This window comes from Acidobacteriota bacterium, from assembly GCA_039683095.1.
GTDB lineage: Bacteria > Acidobacteriota > Aminicenantia > Aminicenantales > Saccharicenantaceae > RBG-16-66-30.
In genome coordinates, this window is the sequence record JBDKSB010000005.1 from 22,660 (window position 1) to 41,315 (window position 18,656).

The following is an 18,656-nucleotide window of genomic DNA, read 5'->3' on the forward strand; positions in this document are numbered from 1 at the left end:
GCGCACCATGAAGACGAAACATCTGGCGGCCGTAAGCCTGGCCCTGGTCCTGGCCTTCGCCCTGACCGGCCGTACGGCGCCGGCCCGGGAGCGGGAGGCGGCCGACACGGGCATCGCGGCCGGCGCCGGCGAGGGTTGCACGGTCATCATCGTCGGCAAGGAGGCCTCGACCGACGGCTCGGTCATCACCACCCACACCTGCGATTGCGGCATCTGCGACTGGACCTTCCGCCGCGTCCCCTCTGCCGACCACAAGCCCGGCTCGACCCGGAAGCTCTACCACGTCTCCCAGTACCGGACCTGGCCGCCGGCCGAGGGCCTCAAGTGGGACCTCATCAAGAAGGACTACGCCGGGATCGACATCCCCGAGGCGCCCCACACCTACGGCTACATCCATGGCAGCTTCGGCTACATGAACGACAAGCAGGTGGCCATCGGCGAATCGACGATCGGCTGCCAGGCCAAAATGGTCAACCCGACCCCGGCCGCTAAGCTCGACCTGACCATGCTGACGCTCCTGGGCATGGAGCGCGGCGGCACGGCCCGCGAGGCCGTCCAGGTCATGGGCCAGCTCGCCGAGAAGTACGGCTACGGCTTCCATGACGACGGCGAGATGCTGGCCGTGGCCGACCCGAAAGAGGTCTGGATCTTCGAGATCATGCCCGTCGGCCCGCTGTGGACCCCCGAGAGCGGCAAGCCCGGCGCCGTCTGGTGCGCCCAGCGCGTGCCCGACGACGAGGTCAGCGTCTGCCCGAACGAGTCCCGCATCGGCGAGATCGACCTGGCGAACAAGGATTTCTTCATGGCCTCGCCGAACGTCGTCTCGTACGCAGTCGAGAACCGCTACTACGATCCCAAGAGCGGCAAGCCCTTCAGCTGGAAGCGGGCTTACTCCCCCGTCGAGGGCAGCGCGGTCAGCACCAACGGCGGCATCCAGCGCCTGTGGCGCTTCTTCGACCTGGTCGCGCCGTCCAAGAAGATCAAGCCCGACACGCCGAACATGGACCTGCCGTTCTCGGTCAAGCCGGACAGGAAGCTGTCGGTCCAGGACGTCATGGACATGACCCGCGACCGGAGCTACGGCACGCCGTGGGACCCGCTCAAGGGCATCCGGGGCGGACCGTTCAGGAACCCCAATTACTACAACCGCCGGGCGCCGCGGGTCATCGACGACGGCCGGGCCGAGTACACGACCGTCACCCAGAGCCGGGCCGGCCTGCCGGACCCGATCGGCGGCCTGGTCTGGATCTCATTCGGCTCCCAGGACACGGCCTGCTACATGCCCTTCTACGCCGGGGTGACGGAGATCCCCAGGTCGTTCAGCGTGGGCGATCACTGGACCTTCAGCCGGGATTCGGCCCGCTGGGCCTTCGACTACACCGACTTCCATGTCCAGGTGGCCTATTCCGAGGCCGTCAAGGACGTCCAGGCGGCCCAGGCCAAGTACGAGCGCGATCTCGTCGCCCGGATAGGCGAGATCGACCAGCAGGCCCTGGCCCTGTACAAGAAGAAGCCGGCCGACGCGGTCAGGTTCCTGACCGGCTTCTCGCTCAACAACGCCCAGACGGTCGTCAACGCCTGGTGGAAGCTCGGCGACGACCTTCTCGTCAAGTACAACCGGCTCTACCTCTACGACACCGAGAAGCGGAACTATGATCGGAGCAAGCCGGCCCTGCCCGAGTGGTGGAAGAAGGCCGTCCGGGCCATGGATATCCTGATGGAGCCGGACAAGAAGTAAGCCGGAAAAAAAAGGAGACCTGTCATGAACAAGAGATTTTTATTCGGCCTGGTCGCCGCGGCGATCCTGGCCGTTTCGATCCCCGCCGCCGGTCAGACCGCCGTGCCCAAGGTCGGGTTGCCCGTCCTGACCACCTCGGCCGGCCAAAGCACGGCCGTGACCACCCTCAACATCGTCCTGGACGAGGCCGGCGTGCCCTACGACTACTGCGACGTCCCCACGGCCGAGATGGTGGCCGACGGCGTCGGCCTGGGCGGCCGCGAGTCGGGCCCCGGCTTCCACATCGAGAGCACGATCGACCAGGCCAGGATCCCGGCCCGCACGCCCTACAAGGCCGTCATCTTCGCCATCGGGGCCAGCCTCAAGGGCATGGGCGCCTCCGGCCTGACCCTGGACAGCGAAGAAGCGCGGCTGAAGAAGGTCATCGAGTCCTGCAAGCAGAAAAAGATATTCGTCCTGGCCGTGCACATCAGCGGCGAGTCCGGCCGCGGCCCGGCCGGCAGCGACAACGAGCGGATGATCGACGCCGTCGCTCCCTTCGCCGACTACATCGTCGTGACCAAGGACAGCAATAAGGACGGGCGCTTCACCAAGATCGCCCAGGCCAAGAAGATCCCGATCAGCGAGATCGACTACGCCCTGGGGCTCGTGGACATCGTCAAAAATATGTTCCAATAAGGCCGCCTGACCGGGGGGAGGCTCTCCTTCCCCGGCCCGGCCGGGGTTCTCAGCGGACCATGCCCAGTGCGGCGGCGGCCGAGCCTCCGAGCCCGATAAGCAGGCGCGATCCCGACGGCGCGAAAGCGATGTATTTGCCTTTGCCGTCACGGTAGACGGCCGCGGGGCCGGCCGCCTCGAAGCGGTCCGTCGAATCGAGGGAGGCCTTCAGTTCGGTCCAGGCCGCCGCGCAGGCTTCTTTCGCGGCATATTCCAGGGCGATCAGGGATGATCCGTTCTCGTAGTCTCCCTTGACGCCTTCCTTGAAGGCCAGGCCGCGCGCCGTATACAGGGAATAGACGTTGTTGAGGCCCAGGAGCCCCCTTATGTACTTGACGCTTCCGGGCTTGAGGCCAGCGGGCGGCAGGGCCGCGACGATCGCGGGAGGATCGGCCTTGTCCGCGATCCCGGCGTCGACGGCCCCGGCCAGGGCCTGAAGGCCGGCCAGCGTCCCGGGCGCTTCGTCGAAACCGGTCAGGGTCACCAGCGAGCGGCCCTTCCAGAAGTTCAGGTAGTAATCCTCTAGGTCGCCGCCCGCGCCGAGGGGGACGCTCTTCCCCTTGCCCGACCGCTTGAACGTGTAGATGCCGAAGGCCGCGGCCGGGTCCGACATTTCGAAGATCTCGAGGGAGACGGACTTGCCCGCGGCGTCCCTGTAATCCTGGACGACGACCCGGCGGAAGCCGTATTCCTGATAGATCTCGGCGCCTCCGTCGATGTAGGTGTAAAGGTCCTCGCCGGCGAATTCCTGGGGGTCGCCGTCCCGGTTCCAGCCCGGGACCGCCCCGCTCGCCGGGAGGAGCGCCCGAAGGGTTTCCTGACCGCCCGAGCCGGTCAGGGCGCCGCCGGCAACGAGCGCTCTCCGTCCGGTCTCAGCCCCTGACAGGGCCGCGGCGGCGCCAAGCAGAAGGACCAGGGCCGCCGGGCCGAGACGTCGCTTTGACGAACGGGCTCTTTCCGGCCTCGCGCCCTCAGGCATCAGACCCGGGCCTCCCTGATCCCTTTCTTGCCCGGCTCGATCCGGCCCAGCCCCTGTTCCGCCCCGCGCCTGATGTGGACGATGTCCGCGGGCTTGAGCCCCCAGAGCGAGGCGCAGTACGCGTCGACGGCCACCCGGTCGGCGCCGGCCACGACCTTGTGCGGCTTGATCATCTCGCCGGGGCCGAAGGGGCCGTTGGTGACGATGAACTCGGTCGCGTCGACGATGTTGAGGGCCGGCTTGACCGCCTTGTTCAGATCGACGATGCATTGGTCGAGGTGAGCGATGTCGTCGGGATCGGTCTTCCAGTTGGGCTTGTGGAAGGTCCTGTTGCACCCCGGCGAATTCAGGCCCATGAGGTTCTTCATCGTACCGGTGAACTTGTTGCCGGCATGGTCCTTGGCGATCGGCATGTTGATGAGGACGTCGTGGTCGTAAAGGACGGCCAAAATGCGGGCCTCCTTGAGGGCCACGCCTCCCGGGACCGGGACCGGGTTGAAAAGGGACTCGTCCTTCCCGAATATCTTCAGTCCGGCGCCCTCGGCGTCCAGGACGGCCTTGAGCCCGGCGTCGTCCCACTGCTTGACCGTTTGCCAGCTCAGGCAATCGACCTCCGCAGCGCCGGCCCGGCGGCAGAGCCGGATGACCTCGCGCAGGATCTCGGGCTTGGTGAACGAGCCCGGGTGACGGCTCTGGACGTTCGGCAGCAGGGCCACTTTCGCTCCCTTGGGCACGAACTTCCCGATGCCGCCCAGGAGGTCGACGGCCTTGGCGGCCGCTTTCCCGAAATCGTCTCCGGCGGCCACGCCGACGACCGGCGCCGTCCGCCCGCCGCCCGCCGCGAGGGCTCCCAGCGGCTTCCCCAGCGCCAGCGCCAGGCCCGCCCCGGCCTTGAAGAACTCGCGTCGTCCGATCGTCCGGCTCATGTCGCCTCCTCGTTGGTCTTTGTCGGAAGCAGGCATTCTCTCATACCGCCGGCCGGCGCGCAACGGGGCCCGCCCCGGTCACGGGACGAGGGCCAGGGCCGCTGGCTTCGCCCGGCCGAGTGTGATAGAAGAAGCTCGTCAGGAGGACTCCGATGAAAGACCGCCCGTCCCGCCGTTGCCGGCTTCAGGTCACGACCGCCGCCGCCCTGCTCGTCCTGCTGGCCCTCGCCCCGGCGCTCCGGGCCGCGCCCCGCGGCCGCTACCTGGCCTACGCCCGGGCTTCCGCCGACTGGACCTTCGCCCACAAGGCCGATATCCTGGAACAGTGGCGCAAGTCCTTCGATCCGCTCAACGTCTTCGGCTACCGGGCCCCGGGCGGGCTCCTGGAGATGGCCGTGATCTACGCTTATCTCTACGAGACCGAGAAGAAGCCCGAATACGCCGCCCGGGCCAAGGAGGTCCTCCTGACCTACGGCGATTACCGGTCCGCCTATCCAGAATCGTCGGTCCGGCTCCGCTCGGACTACGCGGACGGCGTCCCGGCCTTGTCGGATTTCTTCACGGTCATGCGCTACATCCGGGCCTACGACGCGCTGCGCCGCCTCGGGCGCCTCTCCCCGGCCGAGGACAGGACGGCGGCCGGCCTCATAGCCGGTAGCATGCGCTACCTGCTCCGGACCGCCGAATGGGGCCCGATGAACCGGTCGGCCCTGCGGGCCGAGTCCCTGGCCTGGGCCGTCCGGGCCCTGCCGGACCACCCGGACAGGCCGCTTTGGGAGATGCAGCGCCGGGCCCTGGGCGACGACAACTGGGGGAACTGGGAGATCGAGGACGCCACGATCTATAACGGCGTCTGGCTCTATTCCCTGATGGGATACGCGGACGCCCTGAACAGGATGAAGGACCTTTTCGCCACGCCCGAGATGTACTATTACGCGTCCTATTATCTCAATCTCCTCTCGCCGGCCGGCCTCGTGCCCGATTTCGGCGACGCCAACTGGACCTCGAACTGGGCCCACTTCCTCGTTTATTTCGAGGCTGCGGCCGCCGCCCTGAAGGACCCCGGCCTCAAGTGGGCGGCGGAGACCATCGCGGCCAGGTTCGTCGATCTCTCCAAGCCGACCAGCGCCGGGCTCGGGGCCATGCTCCTCGACGCCTATCGCTGGGGCACGGATGCGGTCAAGCCGGCCGCGCCGACGGCCCTGTCCATGGAGGTCCTGGAAGACGTCCAGGGCAAGAAGATCGTCTTCCGCAACGGCTGGTCGCCCGCGTCGAGCTATGCCCTCCTCAATTACCGCGACGAGGGCGACGGCGGACTGAACTTCCGCGACTACCTGCGGGACACCATCCCGGTCGAGGAAGAGAAGATGACCCATGGCCACGCCGACGAGAACAGCCTCGTCCTGCTCATGTCCGGAGGCTCGGTCCTGCTTCACGACGGCGGCTATCGCGATTACATGCCGTCGGGGCCGTACGGCGCCTACCGCCAGGACTACTTCCACAACCGCCTCTGCGTCCGGCCGGAGAAGATCTTCTGGGGCCAGAAGCAGGGCGAGTTCCGCTACAGCGTCCGGGACGCCGTGGCCGGCCAGCCGCTCCTCGAGTTCATGCGCGACGCCGGCACGTACCGCCAGGTCCGGACCCGGAAGGTCGATTTCCTGACCTTCGACGACTTCGACTACAGCCGGACCCGTCTCATCGACGACGGCTGGGGCTACCAGGCCGACCGGGTCGTCGTTTACGTCAAGGACCCCGAATGCTACGTCGTCTTCGACATCTTCAGGGCCCTGCGCGAGGGCGCCTTCACCCTGGCGGCCCTCTGGCACACCCGCCAGGTCTACGCCCAGGGCGAGCATTGGTACGACACGGGCTATGACCGGATCCAGGCGGCCGTGCTGCCCCAGGACAAGCGGCTGCTCGTGATCTTCCCCGCGGCGGAACCGAGGATGGAAGGGGTCGAGGCGGAGAAGCGCCACTACCAGGACGAATGGCTCATCCACCAGTCCTGGGCCCAGCACTTCGAGCTCGGCGGGACTTGCGCCCTCGTCAGCGTCCTCGTGCCCCACGCCGCGGCCGAGGACCCGAAGTCCTGGCTCGAGCGGGTCTCCATCGCCCCGGCCGGGCCGGCCGGGGCCGCGACCGGCGTCGTGATCAAGGCCGGCGGCCGGGAGATCCTGGTCGGGGTCAAGAACGACCTGCGCCGGGACATCAGCCGCGACTACCGGAGGCCGCGCTACACCTACGAGGCCGGGCGGATCGACGTCGCCGGCCTGGAGACCGACGGCGACTTCGTCTTTGCCACGGTCCGCGGCGGCGACCTGGATTACACGGTCGTCAACCTGACCAAGGCCCTCTACCGCGGCCGGACGCTGGTCGAGGCCGGCGAGGGCCAACACGGCCTGGGCTTTGACGCCAGGCCGGACCGGGGCGGGTTGGGCAAGATGAGGTACTGGCGGGACCGCAGCGCCGCCCGCTGAAGCGGGCTCAGATAGGCAGGCCCTGCTGCTTGCGCTGGGCCGTCTTCTGCAGCTCCTGGCCTTCCGCCACGAGCCCGGCCAGCCGGTCGAGGGCCATGCGGATCTTGATGTTGGCCAGCTTCCGCTTGCCCGAGCGCTGGGTCTCGAAATGGTCAGAGAGGTAGGCCTCGATCTCCCCGGGGCCCATCATGGTCGTGAGGAAATCGTCGGCCGTGAGCTCGCGCAGGAGCTCATCGCGGGTCTGCCCCTGGACGACGATCTTGTTCTCCACCAGGACCTGGGAGCGCCACGTCTCGAAATCCTTGGCGGCGTAGATCGGTACGGGCCCGAGGAGCTTCTTGGCGTCCAGGAGGCTCTGGTCGTAGAAGGCCTTGCCTTCCTTGAGCAGGTTCCGGGCCCGGTAATATTCGGGCGAAGCCGCGGCGATCTGCGGCTCGAGGTAGGACCTGAAAGCCCGGATGGCGTCGGTCAGGATGGCGAACGATCGCGAAGCCCGGATATATATTTCGCGCTCGATCTGGACCTGCATGCCCCTCAGTCCTGCCGGAACCATAACATGGGACCGGCCCTATGTCAAAGGCTATTTCGTCCGGATCGCGGCGGCCACGACGTTGGCCACCTTGCTCCTCATGGCGATGATGTCCCCCTTGTCGTCCGGGTGGACCCGGTTGGTCAGGAAGACGACCGACGTGCCCGTTTCCGGGTCGATCCAGATCGATGTCCCGGTATAGCCGGAATGGCCGTAGGACCGCGGGCCGAAGAGGTCGCCGCGGACGGTGGCGTAGTCGGTGTCGACGTCCCAGCCGAGCCCGCGGCCGGCCGAGGCGAGCCTGGGGTAGATCTCCGTCATGCGCTCGACCGCCAGGCGGCTGAGGACGCGGACCCCGTTCCACTCCCCGCCGTCGAGCAGCATCTGGGCGAAGACGGCCATGTCGTCGGCCGTCGAGAACAGCCCGGCGTTGCCCGAGACCCCGCCCTGGAGGCGGGCCAGCGGGTCGTGGACGACTCCCCTCAGGGGGCGGCCGTCGACGACCTCGGTCGGCACGCACTGATCGACGAGCTCGGCCGGCGGCCGGTAGAACGTCCGGGTCATCCCCAGGGGCTTGAAGATCGCCTCGGCGGCGAATTCGTCGATCGGCTTGCCGGAGACCTTTTGGACGATGCCGGCCAGGGTGATGTAGTTGAGACAGCTGTAGACGAACTCCGTCCCGACGGGCAGCTCCTTGGGGATGGCGGCGATGTACCTGACCAGGTCGGCCGTGCTGCAGGGATCGCCGAGCTTCCTGGCCGCTTCCTTCGCGTCCGTGTAGGGCGGCAGGCCGGATGTGTGCGTCAGAAGGTTGTAGAGCCGGGCCTCCTCGCCGGGGAGCCCCTTCTCGCCGTACCAGATCGAGAACTCGGGCACGTAGAGGCGGACCCGGTCCCAGAGCCGGATGTCGCCGCGCTCGACGAGGATCATGATCGACGTGGCCGTGGCCACGGGCTTGGTGACCGAGGCCAGGTCGAAGATCATGTCGGCGGTCATGGGCCGGGGTTCGGGCAGCCACTGGGACATCCCGAAGGCCTTGCGGTAAACGACCTTGCCCTGCCTGGCGACGAGCAGGACGGCCCCGGGGAAGTCCTTGCGGGCCAGGGCCGCCGTCATCAGGCCGTCGAGACGGGCCAGCTGCTGAGAGGACATGCCCGCGGCTTCCGGCCTGGCGGCCGGCAGGGCCGCCCCCGCGGCCGGCAGGACGGAACCGGACATGACGAAAAGAGCGACGAACGACGGGATCAGGAACCTGCGCATGACGTCCTCCCCTCTTCCGCCTACTTGGCCGCCGGCTCGGGCGGCGCGTCCTTCCAGACCAGGCCGTCCTGGCGGATGCGCCAGATCTCCCCAGTCTTGGCCGCGTAGCACGCTTCGAACAGGCTGGCCGTCGTCTGGATGGCCGGCGGATAGGACCAGCCTTTGACCCGCAGGGCCGCGTTGTTCCTGAGGTTCAGGGCCCCGAGGTCGGCGCTGAACGCCCCTTTGGCCGATTGCAGGGCCCGCTCGGCGTAATAGATCTTGCGCAGGGCCCATTTCACCTTCTCCTCCGGCCGCTCGACGAATCTCTCCTTGCCCTGGCCGGGGAGCTTCGACGAGAACTGGACATAGCTCCACATCTCCGGATAGTGGATGTTGATGACCCCCTGCGGCGCCCAGGTCCAATTGTCCTCGGGCAGGGCCCGTCCGGTGCCGGCGTCCCTGGCCTTGACATAGGCCCCGTTCTCGACGTCGAGATGATACTCGACCCGCGAGAAATTGACCCGCCACTGGTCCCCGGGGGCGGGCCGTTCCGGCTTGCCGGGGATGCACTCGCGCAGCACGGCGAAGGGCATGGCTATCTCGACCGTCCAGGCCTTGTCGCGGTCCGAGGGATCGTTGAGCGTGCCCATGACGTGAACGGCCGTCTTGAGGCCCTGGATGTCCCAGGCGTGGACGGCCGGGCCGCCGTCGCGGTAGGGCCGGACGAGGAGCAGGTCCCAGACCGTGTTCAGGGCGTTCATTTCCAGCTCGTAGTAGTCGTGGGTGTCGCCGTCGGGATCGATGAAGACCTCGAAATCGTTGTCCTGGTAGATGATGGAGTCCCGGGACGTCAGGGTGGCCCAGACGTGCGGTTCCTCGAGATAGGCCCCGATGTACAGGTACTGGTCGTCCCAGAGCATCTGGGCCCGGGTCCGGAAGCGCGGCGCGGGCTTGGCCGGGCCCTCGATGTCTCCGAAGACCTCGGTCCAATCGGCGTCGGCCCAGGCGGCGTCGTCGAGCTTGCCGTCGATCCTGATCGGGCCGGGCGCCCGGCGGCAGACGTATTCGAACGGGCCGAAGGCGGTCTTGGGCTCCGTGATCTGAAAGCGGGGCAGCTGCGCGAAAGCCCCCGCGGCCGCGAGCAGGCCGGCAGCCGCCAGGCAGCCGCGAAGCGCGAACGTCCTTTTCATGAAACCTCCGGTGATCAGAGCTCCAGCCAGCGGACGGCATTGCCCCGCCAGGCCAGGAACTTCTCGAAATCGGCGAGCGAGATCTCGAGCGTCGCCGTGTTGACGTTGGGATGGAAGCCCAGGGTCTGGCCGGACCTGAGGGCGGCGTCGCAGACGACCCGGACCTCCCGGGCCTCGTCGTTGATCAGGCCGAAGGGCGAGACCGAGCCGGGCTCGACGCCGAGCCGGCGCTTCAGCCGTTCGGCCGAGGCGAAGCTCAACCGGTCCTCGCCGAGATCGGCGGTCAGCCGCTTGAGGTCGATGCCCCGGGTGACCGGCGCGATGACCAGGTAATGATGGTTGCCCTTGTAGTTTCGCAGGAACAGGTTCTTGCAGTGCGCGCCCCTGAGACCGCCCCAGTGCTTCTCGGCCGCCTCGACCGTCGCGACCGGCGGGTGTTCGTGGCGGACATAAGGGATGCCCAGCCCGTCCAGGGCTTCGAGGACCCTGCGCTCGATCTCGGCGACGGCCACGAACTTCCTCCTCTCGTTCGCTCAGCAGTCACAATAGACCAAAGGCTGGCGGGGCGCAAGCCGGTTCGGCTAGAATGGAGCCATGAGCATCCTCTTCACCCCCGTCAGGATCGGGACGATCGTCGTCCCCAACCGCTTCGTCCGCTCGGCGACCCACGACTACCTGGCCGACGAAGAGGGCCGCGTTACGGACGCCCAGGCTGCTCTCTTCTCCCGCCTGGCCGAGGGCGAGACCGGCCTCATCATCACCGGGCATGCCTTTGTCCAGCCGTCGGGCCAGGCCAGCCCGCGGCAGATCGCGGCCTATGACGACAGCTTCGTCGAGGGCCTGGCCCGCATCCCCGCGGCCGTTCACCGCTTCCCCTCCAAGGTCTTCCTCCAGATCGCCCATGCCGGGCGCCAGACCAAGCCGAAGCTCTGCGGCTGCGTCCCGGTTTCGCCTTCAGCGGTCTACGATCCCGTCTCGAAGGTCATGCCCCGGGAGCTCAGGGCGGACGAGATCCGGACCGTCGTCGCGGACTTCGTCGCCGCGGCCGGCCGGGCCCGGCGGGCCGGGTTCGACGGGGTCCAGCTCCACGCTGCCCACGGCTATCTCATATCGAGCTTCCTGTCGCCCCACACGAACCGGCGGACAGACGAATGGGGCGGGCCGGTCGAGAACCGGGCCCGGGCCCTCCTCGAGATCCTGGCCGGCGTCAAGGCCGCCTGCGGTCCCGGCTTCCCGGTCATCGTCAAGCTCAATTCGACGGACCTCATGGAAGGCGGCCTGACCCTCGACGACGCAATCGCCGTCGCACGTCTGCTCGACGCGAACGGCATCGACGGGATCGAGGCGAGCGGCGGCATGGCCGAAGCCGGCCTGGGATCGATGTGGCCGGGCCTGCGGAGCGAAGAGGACGAGGGCTATTTCGTCGGGAACGCGGCGGAGATCCGGAAGGCGGTCCGCGTCCCCGTCTTCGGCCTCGGCGGCATCCGGACGCTGGCCGCGGCCGAGCGCATGGTCGCGGACGGCCGGGTCGACCTTGTTTCCCTGAGCCGGCCGCTCATCCGGGATCCCTTTTTGGTCAGGAATTTCCGCGAGGGCCGGGCGGCCAGGTCGGAATGCGTCTCCTGCAACAGATGCCACAGCCTGCGCGGCATCCGCTGCGCCGATCTGGCCAAGGGCCGCTGACGGGAGACGGCCTTCGGCCGGCTAGCGGCGGTTCAGGAAGAAAGCCAGGGCCAGCACGACGAGGACCAGCAGCAGCGTATAGAACGCCCGCCGCCGTCTCGCGGCGATGAAATCCACGGCCGTGCTCTCGTCGATGTAGAAGGTCTCCGGCCGGGGCCCCGGCCGGAAAACATCCTTGTCGGCCATTCGCCGGAAGATCCGGTCGGGCCTGACGCCGAGCTCGGCCAGCGGCCGGGCTCTAGCCGGATCCACCGCCCCGCCGCGACGGAATTTCTTCAGATATTCGTTCTGCTTGATGATGATGTAAGCTTCGCTGCTCATGCGTCTCTCCACGATCACGGTTTTGCGGGAATGCCCCATTATACGCCGGATGGCCGAAACGGTTCGATCCCGTCCAAAGGGCCGGGCTCTATGCTAGAATGCGCCCATGCGCATTCATACGAGGTCCGGTCGCCGGACAAGCCCGATCATCATCCCTTTCCTGCTTCTCGTCCTGGCCGCCGGGGCGATGCCTCTCTCCGCCTCGCTGAGGATCGCCAGGCACGGGCAGGCCCGGGCCCGGATCGTCGTGGCCGCGGGCGCCCCGGAGACGGAGCGCTTCGCCGCCGACGAGCTGGCGCTCTTCCTGCATATCGTCACGGGGGCGACTTTCCCCGTGGCCGAGGACGCCGGCCGCCCGGGCGGCCGGCTGCTCGTCGGCCTGGCCGCCGCGACCGTCGCGGCGCCCGACCTGGCCTCGGCCGGCCTGGCCCCCGAGGAGATCGTCGTCCGCTCGGTCGGCGATGACCTGGTGCTGGCCGGCGGCAGCCCGCGCGGGACCCTCTATGCCGTCTACCAGTTCCTCGAGGACGTCGTCGGTTGCCGCTGGTGGACGTCCACGGCCAGCCGCATGCCCCGGCGTCCGTCCCTGTCCGTGGGGACGGTCTCGATCCGCTTCAAGCCGCCTTTCGAATACCGCGAGCCCTACTGGTATGTCGCCTTCGATCCCGTCTGGGCGGCCCGCAACAAGGCCAACGGGATCCAGGTCGGCGGCGACGCCCAGCGCGGCGGCCGCCAGTCCTACGAGGGCTTCGTCCACACCTTCTACCGCCTCATCCCGCCCGACAAGTACTTCGCCCGGCACCCGGAATGGTTCAGCGAGATCGACGGCAAGCGCACCGCGGAGAACGCCCAGCTCTGCCTGTCGAACGAGGAGATGCGCCGGGAGCTGGTCAAGAACCTGCGGGCCCAGCTTCGGGCCCACCCCGAGGCCACGATCGCCTCGGTTTCCCAGAACGACTGCGCCGGACGCTGCACCTGCCCGCTCTGCCGGGCCGCCGACGCCGAGGAGGGCGGTCCGGCCGGATCGCTCCTCCGTTTCGTAAACGCCGTCGCCGCCGACATCGAGGCCGAGTTCCCGAACGTGGCCATCGACACGCTGGCCTATCAATACACCCGCAAGCCGCCCCGCCTCGTCCGGCCGCGGCCGAACGTCATCGTCCGCCTCTGCAGCATCGAATGCTCGTTCGCCAAGCCTCTCGACGATCCGGCCAACAAGGCCTTCTTCGACGACCTCGAGAGCTGGTCGAGGATCGCGGGCCGGCTCTATGTCTGGGACTATACGACGAACTTCGCCCATTACGTCCAGCCCCATCCCAACTACGCGGTCCTGGCCCCGAACATCCGCCTGTTCGCCGCCCGGAACGTCCGCGGCGTCTTCGAGCAGGGCGCCTACCAGTCCTGGGGTTCGGAGATGGCGGAGATGCGGGCCTGGATCCTGGCCAAGCTGCTCTGGGACCCCCGTCTCGACCAGCAGAAGCTGCGCGATGAGTTCCTGGCCGGGTATTTCGGACCGGCGGCCGGCGCCATGGACGATTACCTCGAAGGGCTCGAGAGCGCCCTGGCCGGGGCGGGCGATTACCTGAACTGCAATTCGCCGTCCGACGCCAAGTTCCTGTCGCTCGACACCCTGATCCGCTCCCGGAAGGCGCTTGGAGCGGCCCGCCGGGAAGCCGCCCGTTCGGCCGAATACTCGCGGCGGGTCGGGCTGGCCGGCCTGCCCCTGACCTATGTCGTGCTTGCCGAGTGGGACGCGCTCAGGGAAGAGGCCCGGCGCTCCGGAAAGCGCTGGCCCTGGCCCGGGACGCGGGAGGCCCTGCTCGCCTCGTTCCTCGAGGCCGCGCGCGCCGGGCGCGTCACCATGATCTCGGAATGGCAGACGCTCGCCGACTGGGCCGCCAAGGGCGGCCGGCGAAAGTAGGCGGCGTCAGCGTCTGAAGGCGGAGGCCGGGACCGGGGCCGTGGGGAATCCCGGGCCGCTCCACGACAAGTCGAGGCTCATGTCGCCGTCGCCCTGGAAGTAGTCGATCTCGATGGCATGCCATCCGGCCGCCAGGGCGATCTCGCTCTTTTCCGTCGACAGGCCGTGGCTGCCGTCGTTGTCGACGAGCGTCTTGCCGCCGATCGACAGCCGGCTGCCGTCGTCCGAGGCCAGGTAAAAGATATAGATGCCGGTTCGGGGGGCGCGGATATAGCCCCGGAAACGCAGGGCGAAGTTCTCGCTCTTCTTCGCCGCCGCGGGGTCTGGCCGCGCCGACGTTCCCGTATGGGAGACCGCCAGGGCCGAGAAATCCGGCAGGACGTTGAAATGGCCATCGTAGGAATCCCAGGCCAGGCCGCCGGCCGCCGGCGCGGCGGCGGACGCGACGACCGGTTCGGCCGGCTTGAACGTCCGGCTCTCGACCGGGCTGGCCAGGCCGTCGGGCCAGAAGGCCCGGGCCTTGACCGTCGTTTCGCCGGTGATGACGATGGGCTTGTCGTAGAGGGCCGATCCGGGCCCGGGCTCCGAGCCGTCAACCGTCCAGCGGATGGTCGCGCCAGGCCGGACGGCCAGCTCGACCGGGAACGACGGCCCCACGAATATCGTCTGATCGGACACGAAGCGGGGCGGGAGGAAGCCGCGGTTGACGGGCGCGAACCGGGCCGGATCGAGCTTGATGACCTCGCGGTCGTAGGTCATCAGGCCGTTGACCTCGACCTCGCAGTCCGAGGTCTGGGTGTAGACCGCCGCGGCCAGGCCCTTGTCCACCAGGGGGTAAAGGGCCCGGAAAAGCTCGACGTAGCGGGCCTCGAAGGCCCCGGTGTCGTCGAAATTGCGATAGCCCCAATTCCCCTCGGCCTGCCAGAGGTGGCCCGTGAGCGGCAGGCCCAGGCCGCCGAACTCGCCCAGGACGGAGGCCCGTTTCTCCTCGAGCGGGGGCATGTCCGGGCCGGGATAGCGGTGGATGTCGCTGACGTCGCCGGCCCCCTTGTCGGTCCAGCCGCTGGCGTTGTTGACCAGGCGGGTCGGGTCATGCTGCTTGGTCCAGGCCGCGATCCGTTCGGTATCGTACTGGCCCCAGCCTTCGTTGAAGGGCACCCACATGACGATGGAGGGATGGTTGACAAGGGCGTCCATGATGGCCCGCCACTCGCCCTCGAACCGGGCGTCCCGGGCGGCCCGGACGCCGGCCGGGAGCTCGTCCCGCTTGTACAGGGCGCTGGGCATATCCTGCCAGACGAGCAGGCCCAGCTTGTCGCACCAGTAATACAGGCGGTCGGGCTCGACCTTGACGTGCTTGCGGAGCATGTTCAGGCCCAGGGCCTTGATCGTCTCTATATCGGACCGCAGGGCGGCGTCGGTCGGCGCCGTGTACAGGCCGTCCGGCCACCAGCCCTGGTCGAGGGGCCCGATCTCGAAGAGCGGCGCGTTGTTGAGGAAGAGCCGGTTGAGGCCGCGGTCATCCCTGGCCACGGCGATCTTGCGCATCCCGGCGTAGGCCGCCACCTCGTCGAGCGTCTCACGCCCCTTTTTCAGGCGGGCCTGGATGTCGTAAAGCACCGGCCGGTCCGGCGACCAGAGCTCGGGCTGGGCGACGGGAATGACCAGAGGCTCGGCCGCCGGGCCCGAGGCCTCGGCGACCTTGGCGCCCCTGAGGCTGACCGTGACCGCCAGCGTCTTGCCGGCGGCGTCACCGGCGATCGAGGGGGCGACCGTCAGGGTCCCGGCGTCGATATCCGGGGTGATCCGGAGCCGTTCGAGGGAGACTTTGGGCACGGGCTCGAGCCAGACTGTCTGCCAGATGCCGGTCACGGCCGTATAGAAGATGCCGTGCGGTTTCATGACCTGCTTGCCGCGGGCAATGCCGGCGTTGCCCTCGTCGGTCGGGTCGAGAACGCGGACGACGATCTCCTGCCTGGCCCCGCGCTTCAGGGCGCCGCCGATGTCGCAGCTGAAGGGATCGTAGCCGCCGCGGTGAGAGCCGACCTCCTTCCCGTTGACCCAGACGGTGCTCTCCCAATCGACGGCCCCGAAGTGGAGAAGCAGCCGGCCCTTCCGCCAGCCGCGCGGCACCTCGATCTCGCGCTTGTACCAGAGGGCCTGGGCCGCGCCGACCGGCTGGCCGACGCCGGACAGGGCGGACTCGACAGCGAACGGGACCAGGATCCGTCCGTCCCACTTTTCGGGCCGCGGGGCGTCCTTGGCGGCGATGGCATAATCCCACATGCCGTTGAGGCTGAGCCATTTTCCGCGGACCATCTGCGGCCGGGGATATTCAGGCAGGGCCCCGGCCGGATCGACCTGGGCGGCCCAGCGGGTCATGATGCGGCCGGACACGGGCTTCCAGCCGACAGGCGCGCCGCGCTTGCAGGCGCCCGACAGGCCCAGAGTCAGGATGACGGCCAGGATCGTCGCGGGGGTTCTCTTCATGATGCTCTCCTCTTCCCCGCATTAGTAATTCATCCCCCGCGCCTCTGTCAAACTCTTCCGTCCCTGATTTTCGGCCAAAGGGTTGAACTGAGGCCGCAAAAAACCTAGAATGGACGTTCTCTGATCATCATGAGACCTGTCAAGGACCCCCTGGCCACCTTCCGCGGCATCGGCTTGCGCGCGAGAAGATGTTCCGCACCGATAAGGAGATCAGTAATGAGAAGAGCTTCGAGATCAGCCGCGTTCCTCAGCCTGATGCTGGCCGTCCTGTTCGTCGGCCAGGCCTTCCCCCAAGCTCAACAGCCTCAGCAGCGGCTCATCGGCAGGGCCCTCTACGAGAAGCTTCAGCGAGAGGGCCGCCGCATGATGGGCGGGGGCCCCGGCGGCTTCGGCGGGGGCGCGATGTGGACGCCCGACGGCAAGGCCACCTATGCCTTCGAGGACGGCACCTTCAAACGGACCGACCTCGCAACCGGCGAAAAGGCGCCACTTTTCGACGACGCGAAGATCCTGGCCGCGGTCAACGCCATGACCGGCCGCCAGGAGGTCAAGCTCTTTTTTAACCGCTTCCAATACGTCAACGACGGCCGGGCGATCCAGTTCCAGGCCTTCAACAAGGTCTTTCTCTATGACCTGGGCTCGGCCAAGCTCGCGGCCTATGAGCCCGAACGGTCCGTCACCGGGGTCCGGGGCCGGGCCTACGGCGACGTCCTCTCTCCCGACCTCAAGTACCGGGCCTTCACCCGAAATTACAACCTTTACGTCAAGGACATGGACGGCAACGAAACGGCCCTGACCACGGACGGCAACGAGGACCTGCGCAACGGCTATCCCGACTGGGTCTACCCCGAGGAGCTCGGCCAGTACCAGGCTTTCTGGTGGTCGCCCGACTCGAAGAGAATCGCCTTCATGCAGTTCGACGAGAGCCCGGTCTTCAAGTATCCGATCGTCCACGACATCGCCGCCATGCCCCGCTACGAGCTCCAGGGCTACCCGGTGCCGGGCGCGAACAACCCCATCGTCCGGCTGTTCATCGCCGACGTCGCGGCGAAGAAGCTCGTCCGCCTGGAGACCGGCGACGACCTGGACGTCTATCTCTACCGGGGCCAGTGGACGGCCGACGGCAGGGAGTTCACCTACCACCGCCTCAACCGGCTCCAGAACAAGGTCGAGCTCTTCGCCGCCGACCCGGCCAGCGGCAAGACCCGCCTGTTCCTGACCGACACCGACCCCTGCTACATCGACGAGCAGACGGACCTCGTTTTCCTCAAGGACGGCAAGCGCTTCCTCTGGACCTCCGAACGGAGCGGCTGGCGCGAGATCTACCTCTACGACCTGGCCGCGGGCCGGCTCCTCAAGCAGCTGACCAACGCCAAGCTCCCCGTCCGCGGCATCCAGGGCGTCGACGAGGCCCGCGGCGTCGTTTACTTCGCCGGCTACGAGGCCAACGGCACCGAGAGCCATCTCTACCGGGTCAAGCTCGACGGCACCGGCTTCGCCAAGATGACCAGGGAGCCGGGCACGCACGCGGCCAGCCTGTCCCCGGCCTTCGACTACTACACGGATTCCTTCTCGAGCTACGACCAGCCGATGAAGTCGACCCTCTGCCGCGCCGACGGCACGGTGGTCAGGGTCCTGGCGGCCGGCGAGGTCAGCAAGGAGTTCCAGGACCTCCGGCTGATCAAGCCCGAGCATTTCCTGTTCAAGTCCGCCGACGGCCAGTACGACCTCGACGGCCTGCTCTATTTCCCGGCCCACTTCGACCCCAACGACAAGTATCCGCTCATCCTCTCGGTCTACGGCGGCCCGGGCTCCAAGGGAGTCACCAACTCGTACAAGATGGCCGACGGCAGCCAGGCCCTGGCCCAGCTGGGATTCCTGGTCGCCGTCTGCGACTACCGCGGCGTCTCCGGGCGCGGCAAGGCCTTCCAGAACCTTCACTACATGAAGCTCGGCCAGGTCGAGCTCGAGGACCATGTCGCCTTCGTCAAGGCCCTGGGCCAGCGGCCCTACGTCGACACGACCAGGGTCGGCATCACCGGCCACTCCTACGGCGGCTACTTCACCTGCCTCTGCCTGCTCAAGGCCCCCGACGTCTTCCAGGTGGGCGTCGCCGGCGCCCCGGTCACCGATTGGCGGAACTACGATTCGATCTACACCGAGCGCTACATGCGCCGGCCCCAGGACAACCCCGACGGCTACGAGAAGGGCTCCTGCCTGACCTACGCCAAGAACCTCAAGGGCAAGCTCTTCATCCATCACGGCACGGTCGACGACAACGTCCACCCGGCCAACACGATCCAGCTCGTCCAGGCCCTGCTCAAGGAGAACAAAAAGTTCGACCTGATGATGTACCCCGAGCAGCAGCACGGCATCGGCTTCCAGCGCTACCCGGAATCGAGGGTCGAGTATTTCATCGAGAACCTGAAGCCGGTCGTCAAGTAGG

The 18,656-nt window shown here is 67.7% G+C and carries 14 protein-coding genes; 6 read left to right on the forward strand and 8 right to left on the reverse strand.

Annotation, left to right across the window (positions count from 1 at the left end; translation table 11 throughout):
- Positions 1–7: 7 nt before the first annotated feature.
- Both ABFD52_04710 and ABFD52_04715 read left to right on the forward strand, forming a co-directional pair.
- Positions 8–1,738: a C69 family dipeptidase gene (locus tag ABFD52_04710; GenBank protein MEN6560059.1), complete on the forward strand. Its 1,731-nt coding sequence runs from the start codon at positions 8–10 to the stop codon at positions 1,736–1,738.
- A 24-nt stretch (positions 1,739–1,762) separates the two neighbouring features.
- Positions 1,763–2,416 (forward strand): DUF6305 family protein, encoded by a 654-nt coding sequence (locus ABFD52_04715; GenBank protein ID MEN6560060.1) that lies wholly within the window; start codon positions 1,763–1,765, stop codon positions 2,414–2,416.
- 49 nt (positions 2,417–2,465) lie between these two features.
- Here the strand turns inward: ABFD52_04715 and ABFD52_04720 are convergent, their stop codons facing one another.
- Both ABFD52_04720 and ABFD52_04725 read right to left on the reverse strand, forming a co-directional pair.
- Positions 2,466–3,434 carry a DUF6599 family protein gene (locus tag ABFD52_04720; GenBank protein MEN6560061.1) on the reverse strand — a complete coding sequence of 323 codons (969 nt, stop codon included), beginning with the start codon at positions 3,432–3,434 and terminating at the stop codon, positions 2,466–2,468.
- Positions 3,434–4,360: a DUF362 domain-containing protein gene (locus ABFD52_04725; GenBank protein ID MEN6560062.1), complete on the reverse strand. Its 927-nt coding sequence runs from the start codon at positions 4,358–4,360 to the stop codon at positions 3,434–3,436. Before ABFD52_04725 ends, ABFD52_04720 begins: the two co-directional genes overlap by 1 nt.
- Positions 4,361–4,512: 152 nt before the next feature.
- Between ABFD52_04725 and ABFD52_04730 the strand changes: the two genes are divergently transcribed.
- A complete protein-coding gene (locus ABFD52_04730; protein MEN6560063.1) occupies positions 4,513–6,837 on the forward strand; it encodes a hypothetical protein in 2,325 nt (774 codons plus the stop codon).
- Positions 6,838–6,844: 7 nt separating this feature from the next.
- On the opposite strand, the gene ABFD52_04735 is transcribed toward ABFD52_04730, so the two are convergent.
- From ABFD52_04735 to ABFD52_04750, 4 genes are read right to left on the reverse strand one after another with little or no spacing between them, the layout of a single operon-like run.
- The gene (locus ABFD52_04735; protein MEN6560064.1) at positions 6,845–7,366 is read right to left on the reverse strand and encodes a hypothetical protein; all 522 of its coding nucleotides are present in this window, start codon (positions 7,364–7,366) and stop codon (positions 6,845–6,847) included.
- A gap of 51 nt (positions 7,367–7,417) precedes the next feature.
- Entirely contained in the window at positions 7,418–8,626 is a 1,209-nt protein-coding gene (locus ABFD52_04740; protein MEN6560065.1) for a serine hydrolase, read from the reverse strand.
- A gap of 20 nt (positions 8,627–8,646) precedes the next feature.
- Positions 8,647–9,798 (reverse strand): carbohydrate-binding family 9-like protein, encoded by a 1,152-nt coding sequence (locus ABFD52_04745; protein ID MEN6560066.1) that lies wholly within the window; start codon positions 9,796–9,798, stop codon positions 8,647–8,649.
- Positions 9,799–9,812: 14 nt separating this feature from the next.
- Positions 9,813–10,310, reverse strand: a complete 498-nt coding sequence (locus ABFD52_04750; GenBank protein MEN6560067.1) for a prolyl-tRNA synthetase associated domain-containing protein — start codon at positions 10,308–10,310, stop codon at positions 9,813–9,815.
- A gap of 82 nt (positions 10,311–10,392) precedes the next feature.
- On the opposite strand from ABFD52_04750, the gene ABFD52_04755 reads away from it, so the two are divergent.
- Complete coding sequence (locus tag ABFD52_04755; GenBank protein ID MEN6560068.1) at positions 10,393–11,481, forward strand: NADH:flavin oxidoreductase; 1,089 nt, start codon at positions 10,393–10,395, stop codon at positions 11,479–11,481.
- A 21-nt stretch (positions 11,482–11,502) separates the two neighbouring features.
- Here the strand turns inward: ABFD52_04755 and ABFD52_04760 are convergent, their stop codons facing one another.
- Positions 11,503–11,802, reverse strand: coding sequence for a hypothetical protein (locus ABFD52_04760; protein MEN6560069.1), 300 nt, complete (start codon positions 11,800–11,802; stop codon positions 11,503–11,505).
- A gap of 106 nt (positions 11,803–11,908) precedes the next feature.
- On the opposite strand from ABFD52_04760, the gene ABFD52_04765 reads away from it, so the two are divergent.
- Positions 11,909–13,720: a DUF4838 domain-containing protein gene (locus tag ABFD52_04765; protein ID MEN6560070.1), complete on the forward strand. Its 1,812-nt coding sequence runs from the start codon at positions 11,909–11,911 to the stop codon at positions 13,718–13,720.
- A 6-nt stretch (positions 13,721–13,726) separates the two neighbouring features.
- Here the strand turns inward: ABFD52_04765 and ABFD52_04770 are convergent, their stop codons facing one another.
- The gene (locus ABFD52_04770; protein MEN6560071.1) at positions 13,727–16,210 is read right to left on the reverse strand and encodes a PA14 domain-containing protein; all 2,484 of its coding nucleotides are present in this window, start codon (positions 16,208–16,210) and stop codon (positions 13,727–13,729) included.
- 216 nt (positions 16,211–16,426) lie between these two features.
- Here ABFD52_04770 and ABFD52_04775 point away from each other — a divergent pair, with 216 nt between their 5' ends.
- Entirely contained in the window at positions 16,427–18,655 is a 2,229-nt protein-coding gene (locus ABFD52_04775; GenBank protein ID MEN6560072.1) for a S9 family peptidase, read from the forward strand.
- The last annotated feature ends 1 nt before the right edge of the window (position 18,656 follow it).